Consider the following 13,799-nt stretch of genomic DNA (forward strand, 5'->3'; position numbering starts at 1 on the left):
GCAACCCTGAGGTTGCACCACTGCCTCTCTTGCGCAACCCTGGAGTTGCACGCGAGAGGAGAGTCTCATGATCGAACGCGAGATCCTGATCGCCGCCGCACCGGAGAAGGTCTGGCCGCTGGTGGCCGAGCCCGGGTTCTGGGCGACCGACGACGAAACCGTCCGCGGCACGCTGGCCGAAGAGGGGCAGACCCTGGTCGTCCGGCACTCGGAACACGGCGAGTTCCCGCTGCGCGTGGTGAAGGTCGACCCGCCGCACTACCTGGCGTACCGCTGGGTGAGCGCGTTCCCGGGCGAGGAGCTGCGTGAGGACAACTCGACGCTGGTCGAGTTCACCCTGACCCCCGACGGCGACGGCACCCGGCTGCGCGTGGTCGAGAGCGGGTTCGCCGCCCTGCCGACGTCGGAGGCGAACCGCGCCAACGTCGTCAAGGACCACACCGTGGGCTGGGAACAGTGCCTCCCCGCGCTGGCCGGCCGCGTCGGATGAGCGACGTCGTCGACGGCGTCCTGGCCGCCCTGGCCGATCCGACGCGTCGGCAGCTGCTGGACCTGCTCGCCGCCCACGGCCAGGCCACCGCGACGACGCTGGCGGGCGGGCTGCCCGTGTCGCGCCAGGCGATCGTCAAGCACCTCACCGTCCTCGACGCGGCCGGACTGGTGAGCAGCGTGAAGATCGGCCGCGAAGTCCGCTACGGCGTCCGTCCCGAGGCGCTCGACGAGACGGCCCGCTGGATGGCCGCGCTCGCCGCCGACTGGGACCGCCGGCTGGCGAAGATCAAGCGCATCGCCGAGGAGTCCTGATGACCACACCGGAGATCGTCGACCGAAGCACCTTCCAGAACGAGCTGGATCGCTTGCGCACCAGGGAAAAGGCCCACACGCGCGAAGGCGACGCGATCGCCGCGGCCCGGCGGCGCCTGCCTGCGGTCGAGGTGGACGCGACGCTCGAGCTGCTCGGCCCGGACGGGCCGGTCACGCTACTCGACGCGTTCGAAGGCCGCCGCCAGCTCATCGCGTACTACTTCATGTGGAACCCGGGGCGCCCCGCGGCCGAGCAGTGCGAGGGCTGCACGTTCTACACCAACCAGGTCGCGGAGCTCGCCAACCTGCACTCCCGGGACATCACGTACGCGGTGTTCTCGCAGGGCCGCAACGTCGCGACCGAGCCGGCCGACGCGCGGACGTCGTACGCGGAAAGCCTGCGCTACCGGGCTTTCATGGACTGGCGGATGCCCTGGTACTCGGCCCAGCCGTCGCTCGAGACGCTCCTGGCCGGGCGCGAGATCGGGCTGTTCCACCTGATCTGCTACCTGCGGGACGGCGACCGCGTCTTCGAGACGTACTGGACGAAACGCCGTGGCGTGGAGGCGATGGACTACAGCTACGCGCTGATGGACCTGACGGTGTTCGGCCGCCAGGAGGCTTGGGAGGACTCACCGGACGGTTGGCCGCAGGAGTGCACCAACGTCCGGACCGACGCGGGGGCACCCGACTGGACTCCGCTGGCCGGCGAGGGCGGGCGTCCGATCGCCCAGTGGCCCCGGCTGGCCGCCGGCCGCGACGACGACCTCGGCGCTACGACCGGCTCCCCGGCGACCCACCGGTGCCACTGAGGGTCGTGACCAGCAGTTTCACCAGGGCGCCGAGGCGCTGCCGCTCCGGCTGCAGCGTCTCGACGCCCGCTTCTTCCAGCGGCGCCGCCGTCACCGGGCCGACACACGCGACCACCAGCGGCCCGCGCAGCGCCGCGATCACCGAGTCGTACCGGCCGTAGTCCCGGGCCAGCGTCAAGAAGTTCGCCGCCGCCGGTGCACTCGTGAACGCCAGAGCGTCCAGGTCTCCGTCGATGGCCGCGTCGATCAGGTCGTGCACGGGCCGGACGTCCGGCGGCGAAAACCAGCGATAGGGCTGCACCTCGATCAGCGTCGCCCCGGCGGTCGCCAGCGGGCCGGTGTGCTCCGGCAGCGGGGTGCCGTGCAGCTGCACGGCGATCCGCGCGCCGTCGACCTCGGTCAAGGCGCCGAAGAGCTCCGCGTTGCTCTCCGACTCGGCGGAGAACGCCTCGCGCAGCCCGGCGCCGCGGACCGCACCCACCGCCTTGGGGCCGCGGGCGTAGATCCGGGACTCACCCACGCGGTCCAGCAGGGGCTCCCGCAGGCCCCAGCCTTCGGCCGCGTGGAGCCAGCCGCGGAAGCCCGCGCCGGTCGTCACCACCGTGAAGTCGACCGGCCGCTCGACGAGCGCCGAGGTGGCCGCGCGCAGCTCGGGGTCGCCGTCCAGGGGCACGATGGTGATCGTCGGCGCGTGGCGGACGTCGGCGCCGTGGCGTTCGAGCGCGCCGATGAACTCCTCGGCGCGGCGCTCGGCCGTCACGCCGATCGCGATCCCGCTCAGCTCACCCATAGATCGCACCCATCCGCTCGATCGCTTCGGCCAGCTCGGCCCGCAGGTCCGCGGGTTCGAGGACCTCCAGGTGCGGCCCGAACCGCAGCAGCTCGCCGATGGCCGGCTCACCCGGCTCCACCGGCAGCTCCACGGTGAGCCAGCCGTCCGCGTCGGGCTCCCCGGTCGCCGCGCGCAGCGCGCGGGCGCCGACGGAACCCGCGTAGAACGGTACGAGAGCCTGCGCCCGCGGGGACAGCCGCACCACGGCGACGCGCGGGAACATCCGGCGTTCGAACTGCTCGGACCACTCTCGCCAGTACTCCGCGAGGTCGAACCCAGCGGGCCGTTCGAACTCCTCGCCGAGGTCGGTCAGCTCCAGCACCCGCGAGATCCGGTAGGTGCGGTCGGTGCCCTCGCAGCGGCCGGCGAGGTACCAGTTTCCCCCTTTGAGGATCAGGCCCAGCGGCTCGACGTCCCGCTCGACGACCCGCTGGCCCCACCGTTCGTAGCGGATCCGGATCCGGTGCGACGACCACACGGCGTCGGCGATCGCGGACAGCGCCGGCAGGCTTTCGATGCCCCGGTGCCAGCCGGGGACGTCCAGGTAGAACCGCTCGGCGACGCGCCCGGCGCGGTCGCGCAGCTCCGACGGCAGCGCCGCGTACAGCTTGAGCTGGGCCGCGGCGAGGACGGTGCCGAGGCCCAGCTCGGCCGCCGCCACCGGCAGCCCGGCGAGCGACAGCGACTGCGCCTCCTCCTCGGTCATCCCGGTGAGACGCGTGCGGTAGCCGTCGACCAGGCGATACCCGCCGGTCCGGCCGCGGTCGGCGTACACCGGGACGCCGGACGCCGACAGCGCGTCGATGTCCCGGTAGACCGTCCGGACCGAGACCTCGAGCTCCTCGGCCAGCTCTTCGGCCGTCATCCGGCCGCGGTTCTGCAGCAGGAGGAGGACGGACAGGAGGCGGCTGGCGCGCATGCCTCCGATTCTGGCAGAAATACCTGACACAAGCTGACAGGTATGCCCGGCAGAGTGGTCCCCATGAACGCATTCACCATGAAGAACTGGGAAGAGAACGTCGTCAGCGGGACCGAAGGCGGGCCTCGGGTGGCGTACGCGCACGCCTCGATGGCGTACGACGGCGTCATCGAGGGTGAATCGGTCTGCGATCTCCTGCTGTACTACGCGGGCGAAGGCTACGAGAGCGGCACGACGACGTCGCCGAGCTTCGAGCGCTTCGAGGGCAAGGTCGACGGTCGCGAAGGGACGTTCATCGTGAAGCACGAGTTCACGTTCGACGCCCAGGGCATCGCGTCGATGTTCAGCGTCGTCCCCGGCTCGGGCACCGGCGGGCTGGCGGGACTCACCGGGAGCGGCACCGTCGGTGGCGCGATGGGTGAGGAGAAGATGGGGTACACCTTCGAGTACACGTTCTAGGAGTCGCACGTGGACCGTCGTCAGGTACTCGCCTACCGCATCGCCGAGCACGGGCTGCACCGCACCGCGCGGGACGTCACCGACCTCGCGGTCGTGCGGGCCGGGCTGCAGGACAGCATGCGCGACACCGCGCTGATCGCCCTGGTGGCCCGGCTCGACGAGCCCGTGTCCCCGGTGGACGATCCGCGGCTCGTGCTCGCGTGGACGTTGCGGGGCGCGCCGCACTACCACCTCGACCTGGCCGAGGTGACGCGCGCGCTGGTGCCCCTGGACGACGCGGACGCGCTGGCCCGGATGCTCTGGCAGCGCAAGGAGATCGCGGCGACCGGGCTCGACGCGGCCGAGGTGGTGTTCACGGCGGCGGCCGCCCTCCGCACGGTGGTCAAGAAGCCGATGACCAAGGGTGCGGTTTCGACGGCGGTGACGAAGGCGCTGCCACCGGAGTTCTCCCGCTGGTGCCGCGGCTGCAACGCGACGCACATCCAGGAGCAGCTGATGCGCATCGCGGCCCCGCACGCGGGCGTCCGCCTGGTGGCCGGCGCTTCTCCGGCGACGCTGGCGCCCCTCGAGGGGCGTGGCCGGATGCGCCGCACTCCGGACGTTGCGGCGGCGACGTCGGTGGTCGAGTCGTACCTGCGGCTCAACGGGCCGGCGTCGCCGGGCGAGGCGGCGGAGTTCGTGGGGACGGCGCGGGCGGTCGTGGACAAGACGTGGCCGTCGGACCTGGCGTCGGTGAAGGTGGAGGGCAAGGTCCGCTACCTGCCGTCGTCGTGCTTGCCGGCTTTGGAGAACCCACCGGAGCCGGACGTCGTGCGGCTGCTGCCGCCGTGGGATCCGTTCATCCAGGCGCGCGACAAGGCGTTGCTGGTCCCGGATCCGGCGCGGCGCAAGGAAGTCTGGAAGATGCTGGGCAACCCCGGGGTGCTGCTGGCGGACGGCGACATCGCGGGGACCTGGCGGACCAAGGGCAGCGGCGCGAAGCTGGCGTTCACGGTGACGGCGTTCGACCCGCTGCGCCCGGAGGTGCGGGAGAACGCCGAAGCCGAGGCTGCGCGCGTGGCGAAGGCGCGGGGGTTCGAAAAACACACGGTGACCTGGGCGGAGTCGTGAGCACTCAGGCGTCCACCGCCAGCCGGTAGCCGCGCTTCACCACCGTCTGGACCACCCTCCCGCCGCCCAATGACGTCCGGAGCCGGCCGATCGCCGTCTCCACCGCGTGTTCCTCCCCACCCCCCGGCAACGCCGAAATCAGCTCCCTCCGCGAAACCACCCTCCCCGGCGAGGCCGCCAACGCGCGCAGCAACGCCATCGGGGCCGGGGCCACCTCGCGCCACTCGCCGTCCACCACCGCCGACTGGCCGCGCAGCTCGATCGACAACCCTCCCGCCGAGAACCGCGGGGAGCGCGCCAGCAGCGTCTCCGACACCGTCCTCGCCAGCGCTCCGATGCGGGCCCGGTGCGGTTGCACCGTCGGCACGCCGAGTGCCGCCAACGGGCCCGCCGTGATCGGGCCGACGCATGCCGCCACCACCGGGCCCGACAATGCCGACACCAGCCCCGGCAGCCGGCCCGTGCGGCGGGCCAGCGCCACCAATGACGCCACCGCCGGGGCGCTCGTGAACGGCAACGCGTGGATCGATCCGTCCAAGACCCCCTCGAGCAGCCGGTCGACCGGGCCGGGGTCCACCGGGCCGACCCAGCGGTACACCGAGACCTCGATGACCTCCGCCCCCGCCGAACGCAGCGCGTCGACGAAGTACGGGAGCGGCTCGCCGTGCAGCTGGACCGCGATCCGCTTGCCCGTGACGTCCGACGAAAGCAGGTGCTGCAACAACTCCGCGTTGCTCTCCGACGCCGGCGAGTACGACTCCGAAAGACCCGCCGCGCGGATCGCGCCCGTCACCTTCGGGCCGCGCGCCAGCAGCGATGACGACGAAAGGCGCGACAGCAGAGCGTCGCCCAGGCCCCAGCCCTCGGCCGCCTCGAGCCAGCCGCGGAAGCCGATGCCCGTCGTCGCCACGACCGCGTCCACATGCGACTCCAGCAACGCCGACGTCGCCCGGTGCAGCTCCGTGTCGTCCGTCAGCGGCACGATCCGGATCGCCGGGCCGTACCGGACGCTCGCCCCCTTGCGCACGAACAGCGCGCCGAGCTCGTCCGCCCGGCGCGCCGCGGTGATGCCGACCACGAACCCGGTCAGCGGCAGGATCACGGGCTCTCCACTTCGACCACGCCCTCTCGCACGCGCACCTCGTACACCGGGACCGTCACACCGGAGGCGTCCAGGCACTGTCCACTGTCGAGCGCGAACCGTTCCTTGTAGACCGGCGAGGCGACCACCGGGACCCCGCCCGCGTCCCCGACGATGCCGCGCGAGAGCACCGCCGCGCCGCTGCACGGGTCCCAGTTGGACAGTGCGTACCACCGCGCGCCGGGCAGGTGGAAGATCGCCACCTGCACGCCGCCGTCGAGCAGCGCGGCGACCCCCGCGTACTCCGGCACCGCACCGGCGGAACAGACCGCCGTCCAGGTCTTCTCGATGGACGTCGTCATCGGCGCACCTCCGGGACTCCCAGCATGACCGGGACTTTCTGCTCCCGCTCCGAGCGGAACGAGATCGCCGGGTCGGGCGTGCCCGGCGCGTTGACGAAGGAGGAGAACCGGGCCAGCTTCTCCGGGTCCTCGAGCACGCCCTTCCACTCGTCGGCGTAGTTGTCGACGTGCTTGGCCATCGCCGCGTCGAGGTCTTCGCAGATGCCCAGCGAGTCGTCGACGATCACCGCGCGCAGGTGGTCGAGGCCGCCGTCCAGCTCCTCGATCCACGGCGCGGTCCGCTGCAGCCGGTCGGCGGTACGCACGTAGAACATGAGGAACCGGTCGATCGTCCGGATCAGCGTCGCCGTGTCCACATCGGACAAGAGCAGCTCGGCGTGCCGGGGCGTCGTGCCGCCGTTGCCGCCGACGTAGAGGTTCCAGCCGTTCTCCGTGGCGATGATCCCGAAGTCCTTGCTGCGCGCCTCCGCGCACTCCCGCGCGCACCCCGACACCGCCGACTTGAGCTTGTGCGGCGACCGCAGCCCGCGGTAGCGCAGCTCCAGCTCGATGGCGAGCCCGACGCTGTCCTGCACGCCGTAGCGGCACCACGTCGACCCGACGCACGACTTCACCGTCCGCAGCGCCTTGCCGTACGCGTGCCCGGACTCGAACCCCGCGTCGACCAGCCGCCGCCAGATCTCCGGCAGCTGGTCCACCGTGGCCCCGAACAGGTCGATCCGCTGACCGCCGGTGATCTTCGTGTACAGCCCGAAATCCTGGGCCACCTGGCCGATGACGATCAGCTTCTCCGGCGTGATCTCGCCGCCGGGGATCCGCGGGACGACCGAGTACGTGCCGTTGCGCTGCAGGTTCGCCAGGTACCGGTCGTTGGTGTCCTGCAACGTCATCTGCTCGCCGGCGAGCACGTGCCCGTTGCCGAGGGTGGCCAGGATGGACGCCACCGCGGGCTTGCAGACCGCGCAGCCGCTGCCCGAGCCGTAGCGGCCGATCAGCTCGCTGAACGTCGTGATCCGGGTCGCCTGGACGATCTCGAACAGCTCCGCGCGCGACTGCGGGAAGTGCTCGCACACGGCCTTCGACTGCTCGACGCCACACGCCGTCAGCAGCTTGCCGAGCAGCGGGACGCACGAGCCGCACGCGGTGCCGGCGCGGGTGCACGCCTTGAGCTTCGGGACGGTGTCGCAGCCGTCCTCGTGGATCGCGCGGGTGATCGCGCCCTTGGACACCGCGTTGCACGAACAGATCTGCGCCGCGTCGGGCAGCGCGTCGACACCGACCGCGGCGCCCCCGCCCGCCGGGGCGAGGATCGCGCCGGGCTCGGCCGGCAGCGGACGGCCGACCAGCGCGCGCAGCGTGTTGTACTCGGTAGCATCGCCGACGAAAACGCCGCCGAGCAGCGTCTTGCCGTCGTCGGTGACCACGAGCTTCTTGTACGTCCCGGCGACCGCGTCGTTGACCGCGACCTCCAGCGCACCTTCGGTCTGCGCGTGCGCATCGCCGAAGGACGCGACGTCGACGCCCATCAGCTTCAGCTTCGTGGACGTGTCCGGCTCCGGGAACTCACCGGAACCGCCGGTCAGCTGGGCGGCGACGATCTCGGCCATCGCGTAGCCGGGCGCCACGATGCCGTACACCCGGCCGTCGACGGCCGCGCACTCGCCGATCGCGTAGACCGCCGGATCGCTGGTGCGGCACGACGAATCCGTGAGCACTCCACCGCGCGGTCCGACGTCCAAACCGGACTGGCGGGCAAGGTCGTCGCGCGGCCGGACACCGGCGGAGAACACGACGAGGTCGACGTCCAGCTCGGTGCCGTTGCCCAGCTTGGCCACCAGCCGCGAGCCGTCGGCCTCGATGGCGTCGGTGGAGGTTCCCGTGTGGACGGTCACGTCCAGCGAAGTGATGAGCCGCCGCAGCAGCGACCCGCCGCCCTCGTCGACCTGCAGCGGCATCAACCGCGGCGCCATCTCGACGACGTGCGGGGAGAGTCCCATGTCCCGCAACGCCTTCGCGGCCTCCAGGCCGAGCAGGCCGCCGCCGATGACCACGGCCGAGCGCCGCCCGCGTCCCGGCTTCTCGACGGCCGCCGCGCGGATCGCGTCGAGGTCCTCGATGGTCCGGTAGACGAAGCAGCCGGGCAGGTCGTGCCCGGGCACCGGCGGCACGAACGGCCGCGAGCCGGTGGCCAGCACCAACGCGTCGTAAGAAACGACGTCGCCAGATGCCGTGGTGACCGTCCGGGCGGCCCGGTCGATCGATACCGCCAGTTCACCGAGCCGGAGATCCACAAAGGAGTCGTCCGCGTAGTCCGAACCGGGCAGCGCGAGCGAAGCCGGGTCCCAGGTATCCACATAGGACGTGAGCGCCACCCGGTCGTACGCCGGACGCGGCTCCTCGGACAGGACGACGATGTGCCAAGTGCCGGAGGGGTCTTCCGCGCGCACCGCCTCCACGAGCCGGTGGGCGACCATGCCGTGTCCGGCGACGACCAGGGTGGGCATCTCAGACCTCCGCTCCCGCGAGCGCCAGACCGCGCTCACTCGTGGGCTGTTCGGCGGGCTTGCGCAGGTAGACCGCCCAGGTGACGGCGAAGCACAGCCCGTAGAAGACGAGGAACCCGATGAACGCGGGGATCCCGCTCTTGGCGTCGGCGAACGACTGCCGGAACGCGAGGTTGATGAACAGGCCGCCCTCGGCGCCGATCGCACCGGCCAGCCCGATCAACGCTCCGGACAGGCGGCGCGCCTTGAGCAGCTCGGCCGTCTCCTCGGCGCCGTTCGCGATGGCCGTGGCGGCCTTCGCCCGGAAGATCGCCGGAATCATCTTGTACGTCGAGCCGTTGCCGACCCCGGCGAGCACGAACAGCACGATGAACGCGATCGTGAACAGCGTCAGGGACTTCGACGTCGACGCGAGGATCAGCACGACCGTGGCCAGCGCCATCCCGATGAACGTGAAGAAGGTGATCTTGCCGCCGCCGATCCGGTCGGCCAGCCAGCCGCCCGCCGGCCGCGAGAGCGAGCCGAGCAGCGGGCCGAGGAACGTGACCGCCGCGGCCTGCAGCGGGGTGCGGCCGAACTGGTTCTGCAGCACCAGCCCGAACGCGAAGCTGTAGCCGATGAACGAACCGAACGTGCCGACGTAGAGGAACGACATCACCCAGGTGTGCGGGTCCTTGACGACTTCGCGCATCGCCTTCGTGTCGCCGCGGACCGTGGCGAGGTTGTCCATGTAGAAGTACGCGCAGAGCGCGGCCACCACGATCAGCGGGATGTAGACGTAGAGCACGATCCGCGGTGCGGTCGCGCCCGCCGTGCCGATCACCAGCAGCCCGACGAGCTGGATCGCGGCGACGCCGAGGTTGCCGCCGCCGGCGTTGAGGCCGAGTGCCCAGCCCTTGTGCTTCTCCGGGTAGAAGGTGTTGATGTTCGTCATCGACGACGCGAAGTTGCCGCCGCCGACCCCGCCGAGCGCCGCGACCAGCATGAACGTGCCGAGCGACGTGCCGGGGTGCAGCACGACCGCGGCCAGGATCGTCGGGATCAGCAGCAGCAGGGCGCTGACGACCGTCCAGTTGCGACCGCCGAACTTCGCCACGGCGAAGGTGTAGGGCAGCCGCATCAGGCCGCCGATGAGCGTCGGCGTCGAGACGAGCAGGAACTTGTCGGCCGCGGAGAACCCGTACTGCGGGCCCATGAACAGGACGATGACCGACCACAGTGTCCAGACCGAGAAGCCGATGTGCTCGGCGAACACGGAGAACCAGAGGTTGCGGCGCGCGACCTTCTTGCCCGTCGCCTCCCAGAACTGCTCGTTCTCCGGTTCCCAGTGCTCGATCCAGTGCTTTCCTTGGTGTTGCACGGCGTTCTCCTCAGTGCGGGTCGAGTCGGTCATTGCGCCGCGAGCCAGCCGGCGATGCCGCCGACGGTGTCGGAACACCCGCCGCAGCCCGTCGTCGCTCGCGTGGCCCGCGCCAGTGCGGGAGTGTCGGTGGCCCCGGCCTTCCAGGCTTCGACCAGCCGGCCCTTGGTGACGTTGTTGCAGCGGCAGATCACCGCCGTCGCGGGCAGGTCGGCCGGGCTGGCCGCCGGGGCACTGCCGGTGGGCAGCGCGCGGCCCAGCAGGACCGCGAGGCGGTCGTCGGGCAGCAGGGTGCCGCGGTCGTGGAACTGGGTGATGGTCGCGGCCGCGTCGGGCAGGCCGAGCAGGATCGCGCCGGTGACGCGGTTTTCGCGGACGACGAGCTTGCCGTACCGCCCGCCGGTGGGGTCGTTGAAGGTCAGCACCTCGACGTCCGGGGTACCGGCGTCGAGCTGCGTCTCGCCCAGCGCGGCGAGGTCGATGCCGCGGGCCTTGAGCCGGGTGACGGCCGTGGTCCCGCGGTAGCGGGCGGCCGCGTTCGTGCCGGTCAGGACGTCGGCGAGGACCGCCGCCTGCTCCCACGCGGGCTGGATCAGCCCGGCCGGGGCGCCGGGGTGGCGGGCGCAGTCGCCGAGGGCGTGGATGCGGCCGTCGCTGGTGCGCAGGACGTCGTCCACGAGCACGGCGCCGTCGATGTCGAGGCCGGCTTCCGCGGCCAGGCGCGTCTCGGCGCGGACGCCGGCGGCGACCACGACCAGGTCGGCGGGGACGAGCGTGCCGTCGTCGAGCTTGAGGCCGTCGCCGGGCAGGTAGCGCGCGGCGGTGGCGCCGAACCGGAACGTCACGCCCATTTCGGTGAGCTGCCGGGCCAGCACGTGCCCGGCGGCCGGGTCGAGTTGGCGTTCCATCACGTGCCCGAGCGGGTGCACGACGGTCACCTGGTTGCCGCGCCCGGCCAGGCCGCGGGCGGCTTCGAGGCCGAGCAGGCCGCCGCCGAGCACGGCGACCGGCGCGCCGTAGCGGGCGGCGTCGAGGATCTTGGCGCAGTCGTCGAGACTGCGGAACGCGACCACGCCGGGTCCCGGCTCCAGCCCCTCGACCGGCGGGATCCACGGGTTGGCGCCGGTCGCGAGGACCAACGCGTCGTAGTCCACGGTGGATCCGTCGCCGAGTTCGACGCAGCGCTTCTCACGGTCGATCCGGGCGACGTCGACCCCGAGCCGCAGGTCGATGTTGTGCCGCGCGGCCCATTCGTCGTCGTGCAGGCGGACGCTCTCGGCGCTCATCCCGCCGGCGACGACGGCCGACAGCAGGACGCGGTTGTAGGCGGCGTGCTTCTCGGCGCCGAGCACGGTCAGGCGGACGCGCTCGGCGATCGGATCGCGGCGGCGGATCTCGTCGGCCAGCCGGGCACCGGCCATCCCGTACCCGACGATGACGACTTCACGGGGGCTCATGCGGCACCATCCACAGTAGACAAGGACACGGCACACACCTTGAACTCCGGCATCCGGCTGACCGGGTCGAGCGCCGGGTTGGTGAACAGGTTCGCGCGCTGTTCACCGGGGAAGTGGAACGGCAGGAACACGAGGTCGGGCTTGAGGCTCTGGACGAACCGGACCTTGGCAACCGTTTCTCCGCGTCGCGACCGGATCCGGGCGGGATCGCCTTCTTCCAGCCCGGCCCGCTTGGCCGTGTCCGGGTGGACCTCGACGAACACCTCCGGGACGACGTCGTTCAGCTCCTGGATGAGCCGCGTCTGCGCGCCCGACTGGTAGTGCTGCAGCACCCGGCCGGTGGTGGCCTGCAGCGGGAACTCGTCGTCGGGCAGCTCGGCCGGTCCGGTGTGCTCGACGGCCGCGAACCGCGCGCGGCCGTCCGGGTGGGCGAAGGCGTCGAGGAACATCCGCGGGGTACCGGGGTGGTCGTTCTCCGGGACCGGCCAGTGCAGGGCTTCCCCCGCGCGGAGCCGGTCGTAGCTGACGCCGGAGTAGTCGGCGATCCCGCCCTTCGACGCGATCCGCAGTTCCTCGAAAGCCGTCTCGGCGTCGGTCGGGAAACGGTCCGAAGGCTGCCCGAGCCGGTCGGCCAGTCCACTGAGGACGTCCAGGTCGGACCGGACGCCGACCGGCGGGGCGATGGCTTTGCGCCGCAGCAGGATCCGGCCTTCGAGGTTCGTGAGCGTCCCGTCTTCCTCGGCCCACTGCGTGACGGGGAGGACGACGTCGGCCAGCGCGGCGGTCTCCGAAAGCACGAAGTCGGCGACGACCAGGAAGTCCAAAGCGGACAGCCGGTCTTGGACGCGCTCGGACCGCGGCGCCGAGACGACGACGTTGCTGCCGAACACCATCAGCGCCTTCGGGCCCTCTTCGGTACCCAGCGCGTCGAGCAGCTCGGCGGCCGACCGCCCGGGCCCGGGCAGGCTGTCGGGGTCGACGCCCCAGACGCCGGCGACGTACTCGCGCGCGGCCGGGTCGTCGAGCTTGCGGTAGCCGGGCAGCTGGTCGGCCTTCTGACCGTGCTCACGGCCGCCCTGGCCGTTGCCCTGGCCGGTGAGGCAGCCGAAGCCGGAGCCCGCGCGGCCGGGCAGGCCCAGCGAGAGGGCGAGGTTGATCCAGCCGCCGACGGTCGCGGTGCCGGTGGCGTGCTGTTCGGTGCCGCGGGCGGTGAGAATGTAGGCGTTGCGGGCAGTGGCGAGCTTGGTGGCGGCGAGGCGCATGTCGGCGGCCGAGACGCCGGTGACGCGCTCGGCGCGCTCCGGCCACCACGCCGCGGCGATCCGCCACATCGCGTCGAAGCCGCTCGTCCGAGTGTCCACATAGGACTCTTCGAGGTGACCGCCTTCGACGACGGCGTGCAGGATGCCCAGTGCCAGTGCGAGATCCGTGCCCGGCGCCGGCGCGAGGTGCAGGCTCGCCAGCTCGGCGGTCGGGGTGCGCCGCGGGTCGACGACGATCAGGTCGGCGCCGCGCAGGTGCTGGGTGAACGGCGGCATCGTCTCGGCCGGGTTCGCCCCGGCGAGCAGCACGACGTCCGCGTTCTTGAGGTCGGTGACGGGGAACGGCATCCCGCGGTCCGCCCCGAAGGCCTTGGTGCCCGCGGCGGCGGCCGAGGACATGCAGAAGCGGCCGTTGTAGTCGATCTGCGAGGTACCGAGCGCGACCCGGGCGAACTTGCCCAGCAGGTAGGCCTTCTCGTTGGTCAGCCCGCCGCCCCCGAAGACCGCGACGGCGTCCGGGCCGTGGAGTTCCTTCAGCTCGGCCAGTTTCCGCGCGACGAGGTCGAGGGCGAAGTCCCAGCTGCAGGGTTCGAGCGCGCCGTCCACCCGGATCATCGGGGTGGTCAGCCGCCGCGGCGAAGTCAGCAGCGAGCCGGACGTCCAGCCCTTCTGGCACAGGCCGCCGGCGTTCACCGGGAAGTCCCGCGGCGTCACGCGGACGCCGTCGAGGCGCATCCCGCACTGCAGCGCGCAGTACGGGCAGTGGGTGTCGACCTGCGGCACGGGCACCTCCTCGGCGTTCGGGATGACCCGACGCTAAGGAGGCCGTGTTAACCG

13 protein-coding genes are annotated in these 13,799 nt (G+C 71.9%); 5 read left to right on the forward strand and 8 right to left on the reverse strand.

The genetic code is table 11. From position 1 onward, the window contains the following. The first annotated feature begins 67 nt into the window (after positions 1-67). The 3 genes from ACZ7PG_RS12020 to ACZ7PG_RS12030 are packed head-to-tail and all read left to right on the forward strand — an operon-like array spanning position 68 to position 1,616. Positions 68-490 (forward strand): SRPBCC domain-containing protein, encoded by a 423-nt coding sequence (locus tag ACZ7PG_RS12020; protein WP_470239133.1) that lies wholly within the window; start codon positions 68-70, stop codon positions 488-490. Further along, a complete protein-coding gene (locus tag ACZ7PG_RS12025; RefSeq protein ID WP_470239134.1) occupies positions 487-804 on the forward strand; it encodes an ArsR/SmtB family transcription factor in 318 nt (105 codons plus the stop codon). Before ACZ7PG_RS12020 ends, ACZ7PG_RS12025 begins: the two co-directional genes overlap by 4 nt. Further along, on the forward strand, positions 804-1,616 hold the full coding sequence (locus ACZ7PG_RS12030) for a DUF899 family protein (protein WP_470239135.1): 813 nt from the start codon (positions 804-806) through the stop codon (positions 1,614-1,616). Before ACZ7PG_RS12025 ends, ACZ7PG_RS12030 begins: the two co-directional genes overlap by 1 nt. Here ACZ7PG_RS12030 and ACZ7PG_RS12035 read toward each other — a convergent pair. Beyond that, the gene (locus ACZ7PG_RS12035) at positions 1,579-2,406 is read right to left on the reverse strand and encodes a uroporphyrinogen-III synthase (RefSeq protein WP_470239136.1); all 828 of its coding nucleotides are present in this window, start codon (positions 2,404-2,406) and stop codon (positions 1,579-1,581) included. The two genes, ACZ7PG_RS12030 and ACZ7PG_RS12035, sit on opposite strands and share 38 nt — an antisense overlap. Then, positions 2,399-3,367 carry a helix-turn-helix transcriptional regulator gene (locus ACZ7PG_RS12040; protein ID WP_470239137.1) on the reverse strand — a complete coding sequence of 323 codons (969 nt, stop codon included), beginning with the start codon at positions 3,365-3,367 and terminating at the stop codon, positions 2,399-2,401. The genes ACZ7PG_RS12035 and ACZ7PG_RS12040 overlap by 8 nt, the downstream gene beginning before the upstream one ends. A gap of 63 nt (positions 3,368-3,430) precedes the next feature. Here ACZ7PG_RS12040 and ACZ7PG_RS12045 point away from each other — a divergent pair, with 63 nt between their 5' ends. Beyond that, the gene (locus tag ACZ7PG_RS12045) at positions 3,431-3,826 is read left to right on the forward strand and encodes a DUF3224 domain-containing protein (protein WP_470239138.1); all 396 of its coding nucleotides are present in this window, start codon (positions 3,431-3,433) and stop codon (positions 3,824-3,826) included. A gap of 9 nt (positions 3,827-3,835) precedes the next feature. Then, entirely contained in the window at positions 3,836-4,936 is a 1,101-nt protein-coding gene (locus ACZ7PG_RS12050) for a DNA glycosylase AlkZ-like family protein (protein ID WP_470239139.1), read from the forward strand. A 4-nt stretch (positions 4,937-4,940) separates the two neighbouring features. On the opposite strand, the gene ACZ7PG_RS12055 is transcribed toward ACZ7PG_RS12050, so the two are convergent. Genes ACZ7PG_RS12055 through ACZ7PG_RS12080 form a run of 6 tightly spaced genes read right to left on the reverse strand, consistent with a single transcriptional unit; the run spans position 4,941 to position 13,745 of the window. After that, the gene (locus tag ACZ7PG_RS12055; protein WP_470239140.1) at positions 4,941-6,038 is read right to left on the reverse strand and encodes a uroporphyrinogen-III synthase; all 1,098 of its coding nucleotides are present in this window, start codon (positions 6,036-6,038) and stop codon (positions 4,941-4,943) included. Further along, a complete protein-coding gene (gene nirD, locus ACZ7PG_RS12060; protein WP_470239141.1) occupies positions 6,035-6,379 on the reverse strand; it encodes a nitrite reductase small subunit NirD in 345 nt (114 codons plus the stop codon). Before nirD ends, ACZ7PG_RS12055 begins: the two co-directional genes overlap by 4 nt. Continuing rightward, positions 6,376-8,883, reverse strand: coding sequence for a nitrite reductase large subunit NirB (gene nirB, locus ACZ7PG_RS12065; RefSeq protein ID WP_470239142.1), 2,508 nt, complete (start codon positions 8,881-8,883; stop codon positions 6,376-6,378). Before nirB ends, nirD begins: the two co-directional genes overlap by 4 nt. 1 nt (position 8,884) lies before the next feature. Next, complete coding sequence (locus ACZ7PG_RS12070) at positions 8,885-10,276, reverse strand: nitrate/nitrite transporter (RefSeq protein WP_470239143.1); 1,392 nt, start codon at positions 10,274-10,276, stop codon at positions 8,885-8,887. Then, positions 10,273-11,700, reverse strand: coding sequence for an FAD-dependent oxidoreductase (locus tag ACZ7PG_RS12075; RefSeq protein ID WP_470239144.1), 1,428 nt, complete (start codon positions 11,698-11,700; stop codon positions 10,273-10,275). Before ACZ7PG_RS12075 ends, ACZ7PG_RS12070 begins: the two co-directional genes overlap by 4 nt. Next, entirely contained in the window at positions 11,697-13,745 is a 2,049-nt protein-coding gene (locus ACZ7PG_RS12080) for a molybdopterin oxidoreductase family protein (protein WP_470239145.1), read from the reverse strand. Before ACZ7PG_RS12080 ends, ACZ7PG_RS12075 begins: the two co-directional genes overlap by 4 nt. Between the last annotated feature and the right edge of the window lie 54 nt (positions 13,746-13,799).

It is taken from the genome of Amycolatopsis sp. NPDC114504 (genome assembly GCF_055633595.1).